This window comes from Janthinobacterium sp. GW460-12-1-14-LB5 (genome assembly GCF_059423585.1).
Genome location: NZ_JBWKYD010000011.1, coordinates 21,320 through 40,134 on the forward strand (window position 1 = coordinate 21,320; position 18,815 = coordinate 40,134).

At 64.0% G+C, this 18,815-nt stretch carries 15 protein-coding genes; 8 read left to right on the forward strand and 7 right to left on the reverse strand.

Annotated elements, in window-relative coordinates; translation table 11 throughout:
* Positions 1–4: 4 nt before the first annotated feature.
* From AC07X6_RS12970 to hemC, 3 genes are read right to left on the reverse strand one after another with little or no spacing between them, the layout of a single operon-like run.
* Positions 5–1,159: a uroporphyrinogen-III C-methyltransferase gene (locus AC07X6_RS12970; protein ID WP_230541686.1), complete on the reverse strand. Its 1,155-nt coding sequence runs from the start codon at positions 1,157–1,159 to the stop codon at positions 5–7.
* Positions 1,156–1,938, reverse strand: a complete 783-nt coding sequence (locus AC07X6_RS12975; RefSeq protein ID WP_494791349.1) for a uroporphyrinogen-III synthase — start codon at positions 1,936–1,938, stop codon at positions 1,156–1,158. Before AC07X6_RS12975 ends, AC07X6_RS12970 begins: the two co-directional genes overlap by 4 nt.
* Positions 1,931–2,953 (reverse strand): hydroxymethylbilane synthase, encoded by a 1,023-nt coding sequence (hemC, locus tag AC07X6_RS12980; protein ID WP_474290359.1) that lies wholly within the window; start codon positions 2,951–2,953, stop codon positions 1,931–1,933. Before hemC ends, AC07X6_RS12975 begins: the two co-directional genes overlap by 8 nt.
* A 210-nt stretch (positions 2,954–3,163) precedes the next feature.
* Between hemC and ppc the strand changes: the two genes are divergently transcribed.
* The 3 genes from ppc (at position 3,164) to AC07X6_RS12995 (ending at position 9,190) form a co-directional block, all read left to right on the forward strand.
* A complete protein-coding gene (gene ppc, locus AC07X6_RS12985) occupies positions 3,164–6,013 on the forward strand; it encodes a phosphoenolpyruvate carboxylase (protein WP_494791230.1) in 2,850 nt (949 codons plus the stop codon).
* A 176-nt stretch (positions 6,014–6,189) separates the two neighbouring features.
* Complete coding sequence (locus AC07X6_RS12990; protein ID WP_494791231.1) at positions 6,190–7,983, forward strand: PAS domain-containing sensor histidine kinase; 1,794 nt, start codon at positions 6,190–6,192, stop codon at positions 7,981–7,983.
* Between the two features lie 55 nt (positions 7,984–8,038).
* Positions 8,039–9,190, forward strand: coding sequence for an HAF repeat-containing protein (locus AC07X6_RS12995; protein ID WP_494791232.1), 1,152 nt, complete (start codon positions 8,039–8,041; stop codon positions 9,188–9,190).
* 54 nt (positions 9,191–9,244) lie between these two features.
* Here AC07X6_RS12995 and rpoD read toward each other — a convergent pair whose 3' ends face one another.
* Complete coding sequence (rpoD, locus tag AC07X6_RS13000) at positions 9,245–11,794, reverse strand: RNA polymerase sigma factor RpoD (RefSeq protein WP_494791233.1); 2,550 nt, start codon at positions 11,792–11,794, stop codon at positions 9,245–9,247.
* A gap of 572 nt (positions 11,795–12,366) precedes the next feature.
* Here rpoD and AC07X6_RS13005 point away from each other — a divergent pair.
* From AC07X6_RS13005 to AC07X6_RS13015, 3 genes are read left to right on the forward strand one after another with little or no spacing between them, the layout of a single operon-like run.
* Entirely contained in the window at positions 12,367–12,861 is a 495-nt protein-coding gene (locus AC07X6_RS13005) for a ProQ/FINO family protein (protein WP_442908091.1), read from the forward strand.
* A 9-nt stretch (positions 12,862–12,870) separates the two neighbouring features.
* On the forward strand, positions 12,871–13,512 hold the full coding sequence (locus AC07X6_RS13010; RefSeq protein WP_230541693.1) for a 3'-5' exonuclease: 642 nt from the start codon (positions 12,871–12,873) through the stop codon (positions 13,510–13,512).
* Positions 13,513–13,533: 21 nt separating this feature from the next.
* Complete coding sequence (locus tag AC07X6_RS13015) at positions 13,534–13,956, forward strand: SMI1/KNR4 family protein (RefSeq protein WP_494791234.1); 423 nt, start codon at positions 13,534–13,536, stop codon at positions 13,954–13,956.
* 20 nt (positions 13,957–13,976) lie between these two features.
* Here AC07X6_RS13015 and AC07X6_RS13020 read toward each other — a convergent pair whose 3' ends face one another.
* Both AC07X6_RS13020 and AC07X6_RS13025 read right to left on the reverse strand, forming a co-directional pair.
* Entirely contained in the window at positions 13,977–14,324 is a 348-nt protein-coding gene (locus AC07X6_RS13020; protein WP_230541695.1) for a DUF4870 domain-containing protein, read from the reverse strand.
* Between the two features lie 99 nt (positions 14,325–14,423).
* Positions 14,424–15,836 (reverse strand): aminotransferase-like domain-containing protein, encoded by a 1,413-nt coding sequence (locus AC07X6_RS13025; protein WP_494791235.1) that lies wholly within the window; start codon positions 15,834–15,836, stop codon positions 14,424–14,426.
* Between the two features lie 175 nt (positions 15,837–16,011).
* Here AC07X6_RS13025 and AC07X6_RS13030 point away from each other — a divergent pair, with 175 nt between their 5' ends.
* Both AC07X6_RS13030 and AC07X6_RS13035 read left to right on the forward strand, forming a co-directional pair.
* On the forward strand, positions 16,012–16,740 hold the full coding sequence (locus tag AC07X6_RS13030; protein WP_494791236.1) for a c-type cytochrome: 729 nt from the start codon (positions 16,012–16,014) through the stop codon (positions 16,738–16,740).
* Positions 16,737–18,011 (forward strand): c-type cytochrome, encoded by a 1,275-nt coding sequence (locus AC07X6_RS13035; protein ID WP_494791237.1) that lies wholly within the window; start codon positions 16,737–16,739, stop codon positions 18,009–18,011. The genes AC07X6_RS13030 and AC07X6_RS13035 overlap by 4 nt, the downstream gene beginning before the upstream one ends.
* Positions 18,012–18,161: 150 nt before the next feature.
* Here AC07X6_RS13035 and AC07X6_RS13040 read toward each other — a convergent pair whose 3' ends face one another.
* Positions 18,162–18,797, reverse strand: coding sequence for a class I SAM-dependent rRNA methyltransferase (locus AC07X6_RS13040; protein WP_034758744.1), 636 nt, complete (start codon positions 18,795–18,797; stop codon positions 18,162–18,164).
* Positions 18,798–18,815: the final 18 nt, after the last annotated feature.

Here is an 18,815-nt window from a genome sequence, read left to right on the forward strand (position 1 = left end):
GGGCTCAGGACTTCGCTTTGTAGTTGCGCACAGCCGTCAGGCTGTCGGACAAGGTTGGCATTTCGATGGCCAGATTGCTGCCCTGCACCTGGCGCAACAGGGCTTGCGCCGTCTGCGTGCCCTTGGCGCGGGTGTCGAAATACTTGGCCAGCGCATCCTGCGCGGCGATCAAGTCGTTGCGGAACGCCGTTTCATTGCGCGACAACAAGGCCATGCGGGCATTCAGCAAGCGCAGCTTGACGTTTTCCCGCAAGAAATACGATTGCGTCGGCGACAGCATCAGCGCTTCCGGCGTATCGACGCGGCGGATGCGGATCAACTGGCGCACATCGGCCCACATGTCGCCGCTCCAGCTATTCCAGCCGTCGCGCACGGTTTGCAGCAGCGGTTCCGGCGCCGGCGGTCCCACCAGCTTGCCGCCGGCATCGCGCACGGCCTTGGCCTTGGCCTTGCCTGGTTTTTCCGGCGCGGCCGGCGAGGCCGGCGTTTCGTCGGACAGCATCGGCAGCGAGTCGATCTGGGCGATCACGGCGTCGAGGCGCAGGGCCACGCCCGTCGAATCGACACTGGGCAGGGCCTTGAGTTTTTCCATGTCGCGCCCGATGGCGCGGCGGATGGTGATGAATTGCGGCTTGTCGGAACGCGACAGGCTGCGGTCCGCGTTTTGCAGGGCGATCAGCGCACCGGGCACGTTGCCGGCCAGCTGCAGCTGCTGGCTGGCCGTCGACAGCACTTGCTCGATTTCCGTCAGCGCCCACTCGTCGCGGTTCTTCGACAAGTCGTTGTACAGTTGTTCCAGCGCAAGCTGCTGGCTCTGGGTTTCGCTCTGGCGGTTTTCCAGTGCGCCCACCTTGATTTGCAGCTCTTTCGTGCCTTCTTGCACGTTGCGCGCCAGCACGCCCGTTTCGGCATTGCTGACATCGCCCTTTTGCAGGCGCTTGGCCACCTCTTCGCGCAGGTTGCGGATCTGCTTGCTGGTCGACCAGCTTTGCGCCGCCAGCAGCACGGCCAGCACGATGACGGCGATGCTCATGGGCTTTTGCAGCTGCTCCAGCAGGGTCGGCGCGCGGCCGGCAGGTTGGTCGGCCGCCTGCGGCGCCGTCTTCACGGCGCTGCCAGGCGTTGCATTCGGTTCGGAGAGTGTAGGCATTTCGTTCATGGTCGTGATTGTAACGCGGCGAGCACGCCTGCGTCGCCTGAACCTGTCAGGGTGACGCGGGCAAAACCCAGGGCCGCCGCCGTTTGTGCAATGCGGGCGTGCGGCACGATCAGATGCTGCTGTTGCATTTTCACAACAGCCGTCTTTTCATCGCCCATTTCGCCCAGCAGCGCCAGCAAACCGCGCAGCGCTTCCGAGCTGGTGATGATCCAGTCATTATTATGCTGCAACAGATTTTCCAGGGTCGCCCGCAAGGCCGGCGTCAGCCTGGGCACCTGGCGGCGGTAGGCTGTGACGAACTCGACTTCGGCGCCGGCCGCGCGCAAGCCGTCGGCCAGGTAATCGCGCCCGCCATCGCCGCGCACGATCAGCACGCGCTTGCCGCGCAGGGCCGGCAAGTCCAGCGCCAGCAACAAGTGTTCGGAATCGCTGCGCGCCGCGTCGAGCGGACTGGTGATACTGGCGTTGGCATCCGTGACGCCGTGCGCCGCCAAGGCCATCTTGCTGCCCTCGCCCACCACGGCCAGCGGCACGCCTGGCGGCCAGGCGGGCAAGTGCGCAAAGACGCAGTCGATGGCGTTGGGCGAGACGAAGGCCACCAGGTCGTAAGCGGCCAGGCGCGCCAGCACGGCTTGCAGCTGCGCGCATTCCTGTTCACCGTCCAGCGCATGGATTTCCAGCAGCGGCAGCAGGGTCACGGGCCAGCCCAGCGCCGCGATCCTGGCGGCCAGCGGCCCCGCTTGCGCCGCGGGCCGCGTGATCACCACGCTGTCAGGCATGCGGCGCCAGGCCTTCATGGTTGTCGGGGGTAACGGCGCATGAGGCAAGGATGCCGGCGGCGTCCTGGCCGCGCAGCAGTTCGGCCACCTGTTCGCCCAGCAGTTCCGGCGCGCCGGCAGGGCCACTGACGTCGGCGCTGGCCATGCGCGCGCCGTCCGGCGTGGCGACCATGGCGCGCAAGCGCATCTGTTCGCCATCGACGGTGGCAAACGCGGCCAGCGGAATCTGGCAGCTGCCGCCGAAGATCTTCGAGACCTTGCGCTCGGCCGTGACGGCTTGCGCCGTATCAATATGGTTCAGCGGCGCCAGCAGGCGCACCAGGTCGGCGCCGTCCGCGCGGCCGCTGCGGATCTCGATGGCCATGGCGCCCTGGCCTGCGGCCGGCAAGCTGTCTTCCGGCGCCAGCACGGCGCGGATGCGCGATGCCAGGCCCAGGCGTTTCAAGCCGGCGGCGGCCAGGATGATGGCGGCGTAGTCGCCACGGTCGAGCTTGCCCAAGCGCGTGTCGAGGTTGCCGCGCAGGGGCAGGATCGTCAGGTGCGGATAGCGCGCGGCGATCAGCGACTGGCGGCGCAGGCTGCTGGTGCCGACGACGGCGCCGTGCGGCAGCTCGGCCAGGCTGGCGTAATCGTTGGACACGAACGCGTCGCGCGGGTCTTCACGTTCGAGGATGGCGGCCAGGCTGTAGCCCTCTGGCAACTCCATCGGCACGTCTTTCAGCGAATGCACGGCCAGGTCGGCGCGGCCCTCTTCCATCGCCACTTCCAACTCCTTGACGAACAGGCCCTTGCCGCCTACCTTGGACAGGGCGCGGTCCAGAATCTGGTCGCCGCGTGTGGTCATGCCGAGAATTTCAACGCTACACTGCGGATACAGGGCGGCCAGGCGCGCACGCACGTGTTCAGCTTGCCACATGGCAAGACGGCTCTCACGCGTGGCGATCACCAGGCGGGAAGGAATATTTTGGGTCAATTCAGATGCTTTCAAAACAAGTTCTTTCGCTGTGGCTGTCATTGTCGTTGCCAATTCGCCCGTCCGATATCAATTTGTATCGGAATGGCGCCCGGCGTCGCTATAATCGTTATCCCTTAGCCTAGAAGGCCAAGTCAGGCTAGCGTCCATGTTGAAGACCACAAATTTTATCATGCGCCCCCTCCCCTCTGCGGCCAAACGCCCGGTGCGATCCACATTCCCTTGCTTTTACACTTACTTTGGTTCTTTATTATGCTCAATGACGCAGTAGCACCAGAAATAGTCCCGGCGGCCGGCTCCGACAAGGATGCGCCGCTGAAAGAAGATATCCGCCTGCTGGGCCGCCTGCTGGGCGACGTGCTGCGCGAACAGGAAGGCGATGCCGTCTTCCATGTGGTGGAAACCATACGCCAGACGTCCGTGCGCTTCCGCCGCGAAGCGGACGCGGGCGCCGCGCTGGAACTCGACGCCATGCTCAAGGAACTGAGCCGCGAACAGACGATTTCCGTCGTGCGCGCCTTTTCCTACTTTTCGCACCTGGCCAACATTGCGGAAGACCAGCACCACATCCGCCGCCGCCGCGCCCATTTGCTAGCCGGTTCGCCGGCGCAAAAGGGCAGCGTCAGCTTCGCGCTGAGAAAACTGCGCCTGGCCGGCGTGCCCCGCAAGACCGTCGACACCTTCTTCCAGGACGCCCTGATCGCCCCCGTGCTGACGGCCCACCCGACGGAAGTGCAGCGCAAGAGCATCCTCGACGCCGAGCACGACATCGCCCGCCTGCTGGCCGAGCGCGACCTGCCGCAGACGCCGAAAGAGCGGCAAGCCAATATGCAGCTGCTGCGCTCGCGCGTGGCCACCCTGTGGCAGACGCGCATGCTGCGCTACTCGAAGCTGACAGTGGCCGACGAAATCGAAAACGCCCTGTCCTACTACCGCATCACCTTCCTGCGCGAACTGCCGGGCCTGTATGACGACATCGAGGACGATATCGCCGCCGAATACCCGAACGGCGACGGCACGATCGAACCGATCAATGCCGCCTACGTGCAGATGGGCAGCTGGATCGGCGGCGACCGCGACGGCAATCCGAACGTCAACGCGGGCACCATGCAGCATGCGCTGGCGCGCCACGCCACCACCATCCTCGATTTTTACCTCGACGAAGTGCACGCGCTGGGCGCGGAATTGTCCGTCTCGACCCTGATGGTGGGCGTCAGCGCGGAACTGCAGGCGCTGGCCGACCAGTCGCCGGATGCCTCGCCGCACCGCAGCGACGAACCGTACCGCCGCGCCCTGATCGGCATCTATGCGCGCCTGGCCGCCACGGCCCGCGCGCTGGGCGCCACCAACATCCTGCGCAAGGAAGTGGGCGCGGCCGCCCCCTATCCGGACGCGGCCGCCTTTGTGGCCGACCTGCGCACCATCATCGCCTCGCTCGAAGCGCACCACGGCGCGGCCCTCGTGCGCCCGCGCCTGGCCACCCTGGCGCGGGCGGCCGACATCTTCGGCTTCCACCTGGCGTCGCTCGACATGCGCCAGACGTCCGACGTGCACGAACGCGTGCTGGCCGACCTGTTCGCGCAAAGCGGCGTGGCCGCCGACTACGCGGCCCTGTCCGAGGAAGACAAGCAGGCGCTGCTGCTGAACGAACTGGCGCAGCCGCGCCTGCTGTACTCGCCCTACATCAGCTACGCCACGGAAACGGATTCCGAACTGGCGATCCTGCGCGCGGCGCGCGACATCCGCCAGCGCTACGGCGCGCGGGCCATCCGCAACTACATCATTTCGCACACGGAAACCGTGTCCGACTTGCTGGAGGTGTTGCTGCTGCAAAAGGAAACGGGCTTGCTGCGCACCGACTGGAAGGCGGGAGGCGAAGGCGACAGCAGCTGCGAGCTGATGGTCATCCCCCTGTTCGAGACGATCCCCGACCTGCAGCGCGCAGCTGGCATCATGAGCCAGCTCATGGCCTTGCCATTGGTCAAACAATTGATCGCCAAGCAGGGACAGTTGCAGGAAGTCATGCTTGGCTATTCCGATTCGAACAAGGATGGCGGCTTCCTCACCTCGAACTGGGAACTGTACAAGGCGGAACTGGCGCTGGTGGCCGACTTCCGGAAGGCCGGCGTCAAGCTGCGCCTGTTCCACGGCCGCGGCGGCACCGTGGGCCGTGGCGGCGGACCCAGCTACGAAGCCATCCTGGCCCAGCCGCCGGGCACCGTCAACGGCCAGATCCGCCTGACGGAACAGGGCGAAATCATCGCCTCGAAGTTTTCCAACGCGGAAATCGGCCGGCGCAACCTGGAATTGCTGGTGGCCGCCACCCTGGAAGCGAGCCTGGCGCCGCAGGAAGCCAATCCGGCCCGCAACGGCCAGCTGGCGCAATTCGAAGCCGTGATGGCGCAGCTGTCGGACCGCGCCTATCACGCCTACCGCCACCTCGTGTATGAAACGCCGGGCTTTACGGAATATTTCTTTTCAGCAACACCGATCGCGGAAATCGCCGAGCTGAACCTCGGCTCGCGTCCCGCCTCGCGCAAGGCCAACCAGCGCATCGAAGACTTGCGCGCCATTCCCTGGGGCTTTTCCTGGGGCCAGTGCCGCTTGCTGCTGCCCGGCTGGTTCGGCTTCGGCAGCGCCATCGACGCCTGGATCAACGAGGCCGACGGCGCCGCGAAAGATGCAAAAATCGCCACCCTGCGCGCCATGTACGCAGAATGGCCCTTCTTTGCCACCCTGCTGTCGAACATGGACATGGTGCTGGCCAAGACGGACCTGGCGATCGCTTCGCGCTATGCGGAACTGGTGGCGGACCAGGACTTGCGCGAACGCATCTACAAGCGCATCACGGACGAGCATGGCACCACCCTGCGCTGCCTGGAGCTGATCACCGGCAACACCGAGCGCCTGGCGGGCAATCCGCTGCTGGCCCGCTCGATCCAGAACCGCTTCGCCTACCTCGATCCGCTGAACCACTTGCAAGTGGAATTGATCAAGCGCAACCGCGCCCTGTCGGCGGAAAGCCGCATCGATGAAAGGGTGCACCGCGGCATCCAGTTGTCGATCAACGGCGTGGCCGCCGGCCTGCGCAACACGGGCTGATCGCGCCGCATCGCCATCGGCACACAGGGGCCGGCGCCGCAAGGGCCGGCCCTTTTGCTTGCCTGATGGAAAAATATTCTCAATAAAGCAACATTTGGTATTACACTAGCGTCGGATACTTTTCCACTCCGGCGCCAGGCGCACGGCAGCGGCCAACCATGACGCCAGGGGCGCGGATGAGCAAATGGTCGATTGAAACCTTGAGTACGGCATGCGCCGCCCTCATCCTGATCATGCTGGGCTGGCTGGCGGGCGCAGCCTGGCAGGAACTCGACTTCTGGGAACATCTCTGGCTGTCGCTGCTGCTGGCGGTATCCGCCGGCACGGCCATGTGGCTGATGCGCAAGCTGCGCGCCCATCTCGCCAGCACGCGCCTGCAGCTCGACGCCAGTGCCATGCGCTACCGCGACCTGAGCGAGGCGGCGCAGGATGGCATGTGGCAAACGGATGCAAAAGGCACGATATTGCATGTCAACCAGCACCTGTGCGACATGCTGGGCATCCCGGCGGAAAAGCTGCTGGGCCACAAGATGCGCGACTTCTATGACGAAGCGACCTTGCTGCGCCTGTGCCCGCTGATGCGCGCGCAGGAACACAGCTGCATGGGTGAACTGCAGTACTGGCACAGCGACGGCTCGGAACGCTGGGCGATGATCACCGGCCGCTGCCTGTACGACCAGCAGGGCAAGCTGACTGGCGCGCTCGTGCTGGCCAGCGATATCACGGAACACAAGCGGGCCGAACACGCGCTGAGCGTCGCCCATGCGGAGCTGGAAAGCCGCGTGGCCCTGCGCACGGCCCAGTTGCTCGATGTCAATCTCCAGCTGTCCGCCGAAATCGCCATGCGCGCGCAAACGGAAGCGGCCCTGGCGCGCAGCGAAGAGCGGCTGCAGGACATCATTTCCATGATGCCCCTGTCGCTGTTCCTGAAAGATGCCGATTCGCACATGCTGCTGATGAACCAGGCCTGCGAGCAGCAATGGGGCGTACGGTTCCAGGATATCGCCGAGGGACGCGACGTGCAGCACTTTCCCCCGGACCAGACGCAGGGATTCCACGCGGCGGACCAGGAAGCGTTTGCCAGCCGCCAGGTGGTGATCCGCGAAGAATTGGTATGGAATGCGCAGCTGCAGGAAAACCGCCTGCTGCAGACGCATAAAAAACCCATCTTCGACGCGCAAGGCCAGCCGCAGATGATCATCGCCATGGGCATCGACATCACGGAAAGCAAGCGCAACGAGGAGAACCTGCAGCGTACCCTGGCCCAGCTGCGCGAACTGACCGACCACCAGCAGACCATCAAGGAAGAGGAAAGGCGCCGCATCGCGCTCGACATCCACGACGACCTGGGGCAGAACCTGATGGTGCTGCGCATCGATGTCTCGCTGCTGCATGCGCGCACGGCCGGCAGCCATCCGCGCCTGCACAGCCATGCGCAACGCGTGCTCGACACTATCGACGCCACCATCCGCTCCGTGCGCACCATCATCAACGACTTGCACCCCAGCACCCTGGAGCTGGGACTCGGTCCGGCGGCCGAATGGCTGATACGCCAGATGCAGAGCCGCGGCGCCATCCGCTACCAGCTCTCGCTCGACAGCGAGGCGCCCGACCTGGGCCTGGACCAGCGCCAGACGTCGGCCATCTTCCGCGTGCTGCAGGAGTCGTTGTCGAACATCGTGCGCCATGCCCAGGCCAGCGAAGTGGAAGTGGCGCTGGCACAGGAGCAGGATGCCATCGTCGTGCGCATCAGCGACAACGGCATCGGCATGCAGCCGGGCGACGACGGCAAGCGGGCCGCCTTCGGCCTGAAAAGCATCCGCGAGCGCGTGCATGCGCTGGGCGGCGAGCTGCGCATCGACAGCCAGTCGGGCCAGGGCACGGCCCTGGCGATCCGTCTGCCACAGGCACGCCCCAGCCACACCGAGGACAGGAAAGCCGAAAAGCTACCAAAAACAGTAGCAAATTAGGCATGCATTGACGACACACGAACGTATCGTAGGGTTTTTCTTTGAGGAAACTATCATGCCGCCACGGTTCTCCTGCTTTCCCGCCAATCCGCTGCCGCGCCTGGCGCTGCTGCTGTTGCTGTCCATAACGCCCCTTGCCGGCGCCAGCATCCATGCCGAACATGGCTTCGGCGAGAAAGGCGGCGACGGCAGCATCGCGTCCGACCTGAACCCGGCGGGCTTGGTCGCCGGCATCATCACGGAAGAGGAAGGCCGGCGCCGTGCCGTGGTCTACCAACATGGCCGCATCCGTGAACTGGGCACGCTCGGCGGCAATGAGGGTTTCACCAAGGCCATCAATGCCCACGGCGTGGTGGTCGGCTCCGCGCAGACGGCCAGCGGTACCTGGCACGCATTCCGCTACGAGGAAACGCTCGGCATGCGCGACCTGGGCACCCTGGGCGGCAACAGCAGCTATGCCACCGCCATCACGCGCGACGGCCGTGTGGCCGGCTATGCCGATACGAGCGGCGGCGACTTCCATGCGTTCGTCACGCAGGCCGACCACAGCCTGCAAGACCTGGGCACGCTGGGCGGCGCCAGCAGCTATGCCAGCGGCCTGAATGTGCATGGCGTGGTGGTGGGCACGGCACAGCGCAGCGACGGCTACCGCCGCGCGTTCGTCTACCGCCCCGGCGAGGGCATGCGGGAAATCGGCACGCTGCCAGGCGGACGCATCAGTTCCGCCACCGCCATCAATGATGCGGGCCTGGTCGTGGGCGCGTCGGAAACGGAAAAACGCCGCTGGCATGCGTTCGCCTGGGATGGCAAGCGCATGCTCGACCTGGGCGCCATGATAGGCCAGGGCGACAGCTACGCTACCGCCGTCAATGCGGCCGGCCACATCGTTGGCAGCGTCGAGATCAATGGCTATGAGCCGATGACCTTTGTCTACAAGGAAGGCGTGATGACGGTGCGCCGCCGCGATGACGGCTTGTACCTGACCAACAAGATCACGGATGCCGGCCTGGTGGTGGGCGCCATCTACACCGGCCATAAATTCCAGGCTTTTGCCGTCTCGTCGCGCGCGGCGCCGCCACCACAGCGCGGCAATCCGCTGGACTGGCTGCTGATCACCTTCGTCATCGGCGCCAGCGGCGTGGTGCTGTACAAGCTGCAGCGCAACTACCGCACGGGCGTGCCGGGGCATCGCACGCGTTTGCTGTAAGACAGCGACAGACGTAAAAAAAGAGGCTTGCGCCTCTTTTCTATTACCTGCTGCTTAGTTTTGCGTCAGGAAAGTCTTCAATTTATCCGAACGCGAAGGCTGGCGCAGCTTGCTCATGGCTTTCGCTTCGATCTGGCGGATGCGCTCGCGCGTCACGTCGAACTGCTTGCCCACTTCTTCCAGGGTGTGGTCGTTCGACATTTCCACGCCGTAACGCATGCGCAGCACTTTCGCTTCGCGCGGCGTCAGGGAATCGAGCACTTCCTTGATCACGTTGCGCATCGAGGCGTGCAGCGCGGCGTCCAGCGGCGCCAACGTCGTGTTGTCTTCGATGAAGTCGCCCAGTTGCGAATCGCCATCTTCGCCCATCGGCGTTTCCATGGAAATCGGCTCTTTTGCGATCTTCATGATCTCGCGCACCTTGTTTTCCGGCATTTCCATCTTGACGGCCAAAGTCGCCAGGTCCGGCTCGCTGCCCGTTTCCTGCATGATCTGGCGCGAGATGCGGTTCATCTTGTTGATCGTTTCAATCATGTGCACCGGCACGCGGATGGTGCGCGCCATGTCGGCGATCGAACGCGTGATGGCCTGGCGGATCCACCAGGTGGCGTAGGTCGAGAACTTGTAGCCGCGGCGGTATTCGAATTTATCGACGGCCTTCAGCAAGCCGATGTTGCCTTCCTGGATCAGGTCGAGGAATTGCAAGCCGCGGTTGATGTATTTCTTGGCGATCGAAATGACCAGGCGCAAGTTGGCGACCGTCATTTCGCGTTTCGCGTGGCGCGCGCGCTTTTCGCCGGCCGCCATCTGCTTGTTGATCTTGCGCAAGTCCGCCAGCGGCAGGGCCACGCGCGCTTGCAGGTCGATCATCTTCTTTTGCAGTTCCTTGACGGCAGGCACGTTGCGGCTGAGGATGGCGCTGTACGGATACTTGCAATCGACTTCACGGTCGACCCATTCCAGGTCGCATTCATTGCCCGGGAACACCTTGATGAAGTGGGCGCGCGGCATGCCGCATTTGTTCACGCACAGTTCCAGCACGGCGCGCTCGATGTGGCGCACCTCTTCCATCTGGCCGCGCAGGGTGTCGCACAGCTTTTCCACGACCTTGGCCGTGAAGCGGATGCCCAGCAATTCCTGCGAAATGGCTTCCTGCGCCTTGATGTAGGCTTTCGAGTTGTAGCCCTCGGGCGCCTTGCGCATCTTGTCGTACTGCGTGGAAATGACGTTGAATTTCTCCAACGCATTCTTTTTCAGCTGGGCCAATTGTTCGCTGGAGAAACCGGCCGCGCCGCCATTGGCGTCGCCGTCTTCTTCCTCGGCTTCCTCTTCCTCTTCGTCCTCGTCGCTGGCAGCGGCGGGCGCGGCGGCAGCGGCAGGCGCCGGGGCATTGCTTTCGTTCAAGTCGACAAAGCCGTCGACCACTTCATCGACCTTGATTTCATCGCGCGCGATCTTTTGCGACAGCGCAACGATTTCGCCGATGGTGGTGGGGCAGGCGGAAATCGCCTGGATCATGTCCTTCAGGCCGCCTTCGATGCGCTTGGCGATCTCGATCTCGCCTTCGCGCGTCAGCAGCGCCACGGCGCCCATTTCACGCATGTACATGCGCACGGGGTCGGTGGTGCGGCCGAAGTCGGAGTCGACCGTCGACAGGGCGGTGGCGGCAGCCGCTTCCACTTCATCGTCGCTGGTGACGGTGGCGACGTTGTCGGTCAGCAACAGGCTTTCCGCGTCAGGGGCGCGCTCGTAGACGGCGATGCCCATGTCGTTGAAGGTGGCGATGATGCCTTCGATGGCTTCCGGATCGATGATGTTTTCCGGCAATTGGTCATTGATCTCGGCATAGGTGAGGAAACCGCGTTCCTTGCCCATGTTGATCAAGCCCGTGATCTGCTTGCGGCGGCGTTCCAGGTCCGCTGCCGACGCTTCCGGATCGCCCAGCGCATCGGCCAGGCCGCCCTTGGCCTTGCGGTCGCGCGCTTTCGACACGGCCTTCAGTTCGGCCCGCTCGACGGCGTTGAGTGCTGCCACTTCATCGTTTTCCGGCGTGAATTCGCTTGGTTTACGGCCACGGCGGCCTGGCACCTTGACGGTTGGCAAGAAGTAATTCGAGGTATCGATGGCGGCCAGGGCATCGGCGTCCGTGGTCTTGCTGACCACTTGCGCGCCGGTGATGATGGTCACGGGCGCCGCTTCAGGCTTGGCGCGCACGACTTTCGAACGGGCTGCTGTCACCACTTTGTTCGTGGCGGCGCTTTCGCTGACCTTGCGCGGCGCGGCCGGGGCCTTGGCGCCAGGGGCGATCTTTACGCTCGGCGTCTTGACCGGTGCAGCGTCGGCCGCTTCCGCGACTTCGGCAACGGCGTCGACAGCCGCCACGGGCGCTTCGACAACCGGCTCGGCCGGCGGCACGGCGGCCAGGCGCGAGCGGCTTTTCTTCACCACGGTGACGACGGTGGGCGCCGTGGTGACGGTGGCTTCCGGATTCGCTTGCGCATTATCGATGAAGTAAGATAAAGTCGTTTTTGGTACGGCAAGCGGCGCCGCGGCTGGGCGTGGCGCCTTGGCAGACAACGTTAAAGTTTTTGGCGTATTCTTCATGAGATATCTCTTAATGCGAGACCAGATGGTGTCGGCGCGAAGTGAATGATTCCACCTAAGCCTGCGAAACCGGACTCGATGGAGCGTATTGTTGCGGCTGCCGTGTTAACGGCAGCGGCGCCTGTCTATCGGGACGTTCAAAGCCCGCGCATCCAGCGGCGGCGGGGCCGAAGCCGGGTCAGATAAATAAGCGATGTACATTGCGGAATGAAAAAAAGCCCGTACCAGAACGGGCTTGAATCTATTGTTGTTCAGTGAAGACACAGCGGAGAGCAAGATTATGCACGAAGGCCAGTTATCTGGATAATTGATAAGCAAAATATCTGATATCAAAAATATTAATAATGATGGCCCTGCACCGCACTGCTCCTATCCCCTGCACACCTGAGCCAGACCGTCGAATACGGGGTCCAGTCATCAGCGCAAGCCGACATTATACACATTTCCCGCATTTCGCGCTGCGTCCGCTGTAGCACGGACCCGCCTATCTGTGCGCAAGTTGCCAAAAAAGACAATGCACTTGCCTGTGGCGCGTGCTATGCTCCCCTTTTATAGCCCAACCAATGATGTCGATGACCAGCTCCACGCCAGACCAGCAAGCCACCACTCCTGACACGCCAGTCGATGCAGCCCCAGCGGCCGCAGCGGCGACCACGCCGGCGCCTGCCGGCCTGACCGCGCGCGCCCTGCTGAAGCAGTTCCAGGAGCAATTCCCGCCATTCCGCGATTGCCTGCCCTTGTCCATCGGCATCGACAAGCAGATCCTGGCGCGCTTGCCGGACCTGGACCGCAAGCTGATGCGCACGGCGCTGGGCATCCACACGGGTTCGCTGCGCTACCTGCGCGTGATGGAAAAAGCCAAGGTACGCTACGACCTCGACGGCACGGCCGGCGCGGAAGTGACGCAAACCCACCGCGACCACGCCACGCAAGTGTTGCAGCAGCGCTTCAAGAAGGAAGCCGAGCGCAAAAAAGCCGAGCGCGACGCGGCCGCCGCCGAAGAAGCGAACCGCTTGCGCCTGGAAAAACTGAATCAGCTGACCGCGAAATTCTCGCGCAAAGGCTGATCCAGCTTCATGGACACAGCTGCCGCACCGCCACTGCCCCCCTATCAAGGCATCGCACTCGACCACGTCAAGCTGGTACGCACCAGCGACGATGCGCAAGCGGCCATGGCCGCCCTGCTGGCAGCGGATGCCATCGGCTTCGATACGGAATCGAAGCCGACGTTCGTCAAGGGCGAGTCTTCCACGGGACCGCATCTGATCCAGCTGGCCACCGACGACATCGCCTACCTGTTCCAGGTGGGCGCCACGCCGCCCCTGGCCGAACTCAAAGCCATCCTTGAATCGACCACCACCCTGAAGGTGGGCTTCGGCCTGTCCGACGACGTCAAGCGCCTGCGAAACAAGCTGGGTATTGCTCCAGCGCAAGTGCTCGACCTGTCCGTCGCCCTGCGCGGCGGCCAGCGCAACGACCTGGGCGCGAAGACGGCTGTGGCCAAGTTCTTCGGCCTGCACCTGCAGAAATCGAAAAAGATCTCCACCACCAACTGGGCCACCTCGCGCCTGACGGAAAAGCAGATCCTGTACGCGGCCGACGATGCGCAAGTGGCCCTGCGCGTGTACCGCCGCTGGATCGCCGACGGCGGCAAGGTGGCGCCGCAAAAAGCCCCGCGGGCCAGCACGCCGCCTGTCCCGCCGCCGGTCGCCGCCTGAGCCGGTGCGCCTTCCCGCAGCATGAGCAAGAGCAAGTCCATCGGTACCACGCCCGACGCGATCGCCGCCGCCGAACAGGCGCTGGGGCGAGCGCTGCCCGCTTCCTACGTGCAATGGTTATTGGTGAACAATGGCCGCGCGCTGGGCGCCTTGAGCGTATTTCCCGTCTACGACACGGCCAATGCGCGCAAGACGTGGGAATCGATCGATCGCCATTACCGCACAGACTGGCAAGAGTGGCTGCAGAATGTGGATGGCGGCGCTGCCGCCGCCCTGCTGCCCTTTGCCCAGTTCGGCACGGGCGACTACTATTGTTTTGATTATGCGCAAACGGGACCGGCCGGTGAACCGGTGGTCGTGCTGTGGTCGCACGAAACAGGCGCCACCACGGCGGTGGCGCCCGACTTTGCGTCATTCCTGATACTGCCCGGCCGCCCGGGCTGAACCCGGCGGCCGAGTCAACCTTATTTGACGAGGCGCAAGGTCAGGGGATAACGGTAAGTGATGCCATTGCTGGCCTTGACGGCCGCGACGATCGAGCACACCAGGTTGGCCAGCGCCACGATCCAGAACAGGAACAGGCCGATCAGCACGAACGACAGGATGAAGCAGGCGAAGTACCAGATGATCAGGGTGATCTGGAAATTCAGCGCTTCGCGGGCGTTCTCGGCCGAAAATTTATCCGCATCATCCTTCTTGATCAAATAAATGATCAGCGGCGCTACCCAGCTGGTGAACAGGCCGCCAACATGGGACAGAATGGCCATCGTCGTATCTGGCGTACGACCCACTTCCGGCTGCGTGTTATCCATTATCATTCCCATCATTAGTTATAGATACATCAATATAACAGTAATATTTCTTTTTGAAATGAAACACTTGCTGCCGCAAGGGACTTTTTTTATGTACCGCTATGCGGCCGCCAGCGCCAGCCGCCCCAGGGTGGCGATGGCCTCTTCCAGTTGCGGGCTCCACGGGTGTCCGTAATTAAGGCGGATGCAGTGGCGAAACGCGCGCGTGGCGGAAAAGATGGGGCCGGGCGCGATGCTGATGCCGGCCGCCAGCGCGCTGCGGTGCAAGGCCAGCGCATCGATACCGGCAGGCATTTCCACCCAGACGAAATAGCCGCCCTGCGGCCGCGTCACCCGCGTCCCAGGCGGAAAATGCACGGCGATGGCTTGCAGCATGGTGTTTTGCTGCGCCGCCAGGGTCAGCCGCAGCTGGCGCAAATGGCGGTCATAGCCGCCGTGCGCCAGGTAATCGGCCAGCGCCATCTGCAGCGGTATCGGCGCCGACAGGCTGGTCGTCAGTTTCAAACGCTCCACCTGGCGCGCGTAGCGGCCCGCCACGGCCCAGCCCAGGCGAAAACCGGGCGCCAGCGTCTTCGAGAACGAGCTGCAATGCATGACGAGACCGGCGCTGTCGTAACTTTTCGTCAGGCCGGGGCGCTGTTTGCCAAAGTACAGCTCGCCATATACATCGTCCTCGATCAGCGGCACGCCATGGCGCGCCAGCAACTCCACCAGCGCGCGCTTCTTTTCCGGCGGCATCAGGCTGCCCAGCGGGTTCTGGAAGTTCGTCATCAGCCAGCACGCCTTGGGCCGGTGGCGCAGCAGCAATTCCTCAAGTGCCGCCAGATCGACGCCGTCGCGGGGGCTGGTGGCAATTTCCACCGCCTTGAGTTCCAGCCGCTCCAGCGCCTGCAGGCAGGCATAAAAGCTGGGCGACTCGATCAGCACCGTGTCGCCGGGCCGCGTGACGGCCTGCAGGCACAGGTTCAGCGCTTCCAGTGCGCCATTCGTGATGACGATGTCGTCGCTGGAAACGAGCACCCCGTCGAGCTGGTAGCGCAAGGCGATCTGGCGGCGCAGTTCGGCATTGCCCAGCGATAAATCCGTGACCGTGCTCCACGGGTCGAGGCGGCGCATGCTGGCCGACACGGCCCGCGCCAGCTTTTCCATCGGGAACAGATGCGGGCTGGGAAACGCCGAGCCGAAAGGCACGATATCGCGCGCGCCGACGGCGCCCAGCACTTCGAACACGAGGTCGCTGACATCGACCGTGGTGCTGGCGTCGAGCGGACGGGAACTGTCCGGCTCGGGGGCCAGCGCGGCGCGCTGCGGCGCCACGTAGTAGCCGGAGCGGGGCCGCGAGACGATCATGCCGCGCGCTTCGAGTAAATAATAGGCCTGGAACACCGTCGACGGGCTCACGCCCCTGCGCGCATGCTGCTGGCGCACGGAAGGCAACTTATCACCAGGCAACAACAGCTGCGTGCTGATCATGGCGGCGACTTCTTCCGCCAATTCCTCATATCGTTTCAAGCCTGCTCCTCAAACTGATCCGTAGTTTTATTGCACAACTGATCCTGTCACAGTGACAGCACCCGTTATATGCTAGGGTAACAACATCCGGGCAGCAACACCGGCACGCCATCCCGACCGACGAGACAGCTTATTTCCCATGCCATTTCCCATGCCATTTTCCATGCGACTTTCCATGCTACTGCATTTCCCCCTCGTGCCGGTGCTGACCCTGGCCGTCGCACTGCCCGGCATGGCGCTGGCCGCGCCCGCCGCCATTTCCGCGGGCCACGACAGCCTGGAACAGCGCATCAAGGCGTGCACGGCCTGTCATGCGCCCAAGGAACGCCACGACGCCTTCTTTCCCCGCATCGCGGGCAAGCCGGCCGGCTACCTGTACAACCAGCTGCTGAACTTTCGCGAGGGACGGCGCCAGTATCCGATGATGAACTATATGGTGGAACACTTGCCTGACGATTACCTGCGCGAAATTGCCGACTATTTTGCGGTACAACACCCTGCCCCGCCGCCGGCCCAGCCCAGCAGCGCCGGCACGACGGCCCTAGCGCGGGGCAAGCAGCTGGTGCTGCATGGCGATGCCGGCAAAAAAATTCCCGCCTGTATCGCCTGCCACGGCCAGCAGCTGGCCGGCGTGGCGCCCGCCATCCCCGGCTTGCTGGGCTTGCCGCGCGACTATATCAATGCCCAGCTGGGCGCCTGGAAGAACGGCATCCGCCGCGCCCACGCGCCCGACTGCATGGCGCAGGTGGCGCAGCGCCTGTCGGACGCGGACGTGGGCGCCGTCTCGGCCTGGCTGGGCACGCAGGTGGCCAGCGCCGATGCGCGCCCCGCCAGCGGCATTGCCGTGCCCTTGCCCCTGCATTGCGGCGGCGTGCCGGGTTCCAGCGCGCAGGTGGCGCCATGAAAAAATGGATGATCGCCGCCGCCATCGCGGCCCTCGGCGTGGCCGGCGCCAGATTCCTGCTGTGGCCGGCGGACGACATGGGACCGCCCGCCGCCGCCAGCACCCTAAGCCAGCAACAGCTGGTCGCGCGCGGCGCCTACCTGGCCAAGGCGGGCGACTGCATGGCTTGCCACACGACGCGCGGCGGCGTGCCCTACGCGGGAGGACGGGCCTTGCAAACGCCGTTCGGCAAGGTGCTTTCGCCCAACATCACGGCCGACAAGGAAACGGGCATCGGCAGCTGGACGGCCGACGATTTCTGGCGCGCCATCCATAACGGCAAGTCGAAAGACGGCCGCTTGCTGTATCCCGCCTTTCCGTACACCAATTACACCAAGGTGCAGCGCGAGGACAGCGATGCCCTGTATGCGTATTTCCAGAGCGTGCCGCCGCACAAACAGACGAACGCGCCGCACGCGCTGCGCTTTCCCTACAACCAGCAGATTGTGCTGGCCGCCTGGCGCGCCCTGTATTTCAAGCCGGGCGTGTACCAGCCGCTCACGGAAAAAAGCATGGAATGGAACCGCGGCGCCTACCTGGTGCAGGGCCTGGGCCACTGCAGCGCCTGCCATAGCAGCCGCACCACCCTGGGCGGCAGCGACGACGGCCTGTCGGGCGGCCTGATCCCCGTGCTGGGCTGGTATGCGCCCTCGCTGACGTCGGACGCGGAAGCGGGCCTGGGCGACTGGGACACGGCGCATATCGTGGAATTGCTGCAAACGGGCGTCTCGCCGCGCGCCACCGTCTTCGGCCCCATGGCCGAAGTGGTGCGGCAAAGCCTGCAGCACATGGGCACCGCCGACGTGCAGGCGATGGCCGTCTACCTGAAAAGCTTGCCCGGCCCCGCGCAAGCGGCGAAAAAGGTGCCGCGCGACACGTCGGAGCAAGCCCGGCAGCAACTGGCGCTGGGCGCGAAACTGTATGAGGCGCAATGCGCGAGCTGCCACCAGGCCGACGGCAAGGGCGTGCCGCCCGGCTACCCGCCCTTGGCCGGCAACCGCGCACTGACGACGGAGTCGGCCGTGAACGCCATCCGCCTCGTGCTCAACGGCGGCTTCGCGCCCGGCACCACCGGCAACCCGCGCCCCTACGGCATGCCGCCGTTCGGACCCGTCATGGATGACGCCGAAGTGGCCGCCGTGGTGACGTATCTGCGCGCGTCGTGGGGCAATGATGCGCCGGCGGTAAGCGCTTTAGAGGTGAATAAATACCGCAGCGTGCCGCTGGAGTAGCGCGCCTGAAAAACGTCCATGGCGGCGTTGCATCTCCTTGCCGTACTATTCGTACTGTCTGCGTCGATGCGCCTTGCCCTGAACGTTTTGCAGACACGCATATGAAGTAAAAAACCGGCTCGCGCCGGTTTTCAAGTCAGACAGCAGTTCTCAGCGGAACTTGCTCTTGTGCCCAGTCTTGAGGTCCAGCGCATAGCGCACGCCGTTGTCCGTCAGCATGACTTCATCGGGCGGTTCCTCGCCGGCCAGGGCGCCGTCGATCAGGGGCAAGCCTTCGCCCTTGCGCATCAGGTCGTCGCAGCGCTCGTACACATTGGCGCAACCGGTGGACGCCATCAGCGATTGCACGATGGCCACTTTCCACGCGTCGACGCCGCCGGCGTTGAATTCGCAGATCAAATAGCCTTGCACGCCGCCGAACAGCTGCACCACCAGGCCCGGCAAGCCCTCGTCTTCGCCCTTGATCAGGGTCAACAGCTGGTTTTCGCCCGCCTTCTTGATGGCCGGCAGTTTTTTCTCGATGGCGGCCTTCACGCGGCGCTTGATCAGCGCGTGGTCGACCGGTTCGTCTTCCTTGAAGCTCCAGATGCGCGCGCGGATCTGCGACTTCGAATTGTAGGCGGCGCGGGCGATGAATTGCTTCGACGAACTCTGCACGATGGCCGTCGAGCCGGGCTTCATTTTTTCCTGCGGCTTGCCTTCGACTTTTTCAATCGCGGACGCGTAAATCCACGATTGGCCCAGCAAGCTCTTTTCCTTGCCCTGTTTGATGGTGATGATCAGCATGTAATTCCAGTAGTGTGA

Coding starts and splice junctions, on each gene's coding strand:
- AC07X6_RS13035 (WP_494791237.1), top strand. CDS start 16,737: ATGAAAAAATGGATGATCGCCGCCGCCATCGCGGCCCTCGGCGTGGCC.
- AC07X6_RS13005 (WP_442908091.1), top strand. CDS start 12,367: ATGACCAGCTCCACGCCAGACCAGCAAGCCACCACTCCTGACACGCCA.
- AC07X6_RS13015 (WP_494791234.1), top strand. CDS start 13,534: ATGAGCAAGAGCAAGTCCATCGGTACCACGCCCGACGCGATCGCCGCC.
- AC07X6_RS12970 (WP_230541686.1), bottom strand. CDS start 1,159: ATGAACGAAATGCCTACACTCTCCGAACCGAATGCAACGCCTGGCAGC.
- AC07X6_RS12990 (WP_494791231.1), top strand. CDS start 6,190: ATGAGCAAATGGTCGATTGAAACCTTGAGTACGGCATGCGCCGCCCTC.
- AC07X6_RS13010 (WP_230541693.1), top strand. CDS start 12,871: ATGGACACAGCTGCCGCACCGCCACTGCCCCCCTATCAAGGCATCGCA.
- ppc (WP_494791230.1), top strand. CDS start 3,164: ATGCTCAATGACGCAGTAGCACCAGAAATAGTCCCGGCGGCCGGCTCC.
- AC07X6_RS13020 (WP_230541695.1), bottom strand. CDS start 14,324: ATGGATAACACGCAGCCGGAAGTGGGTCGTACGCCAGATACGACGATG.
- AC07X6_RS12995 (WP_494791232.1), top strand. CDS start 8,039: ATGCCGCCACGGTTCTCCTGCTTTCCCGCCAATCCGCTGCCGCGCCTG.
- AC07X6_RS13030 (WP_494791236.1), top strand. CDS start 16,012: ATGCTACTGCATTTCCCCCTCGTGCCGGTGCTGACCCTGGCCGTCGCA.
- AC07X6_RS13040 (WP_034758744.1), bottom strand. CDS start 18,797: ATGCTGATCATCACCATCAAACAGGGCAAGGAAAAGAGCTTGCTGGGC.
- hemC (WP_474290359.1), bottom strand. CDS start 2,953: ATGACAGCCACAGCGAAAGAACTTGTTTTGAAAGCATCTGAATTGACC.
- AC07X6_RS12975 (WP_494791349.1), bottom strand. CDS start 1,938: ATGCCTGACAGCGTGGTGATCACGCGGCCCGCGGCGCAAGCGGGGCCG.
- rpoD (WP_494791233.1), bottom strand. CDS start 11,794: ATGAAGAATACGCCAAAAACTTTAACGTTGTCTGCCAAGGCGCCACGC.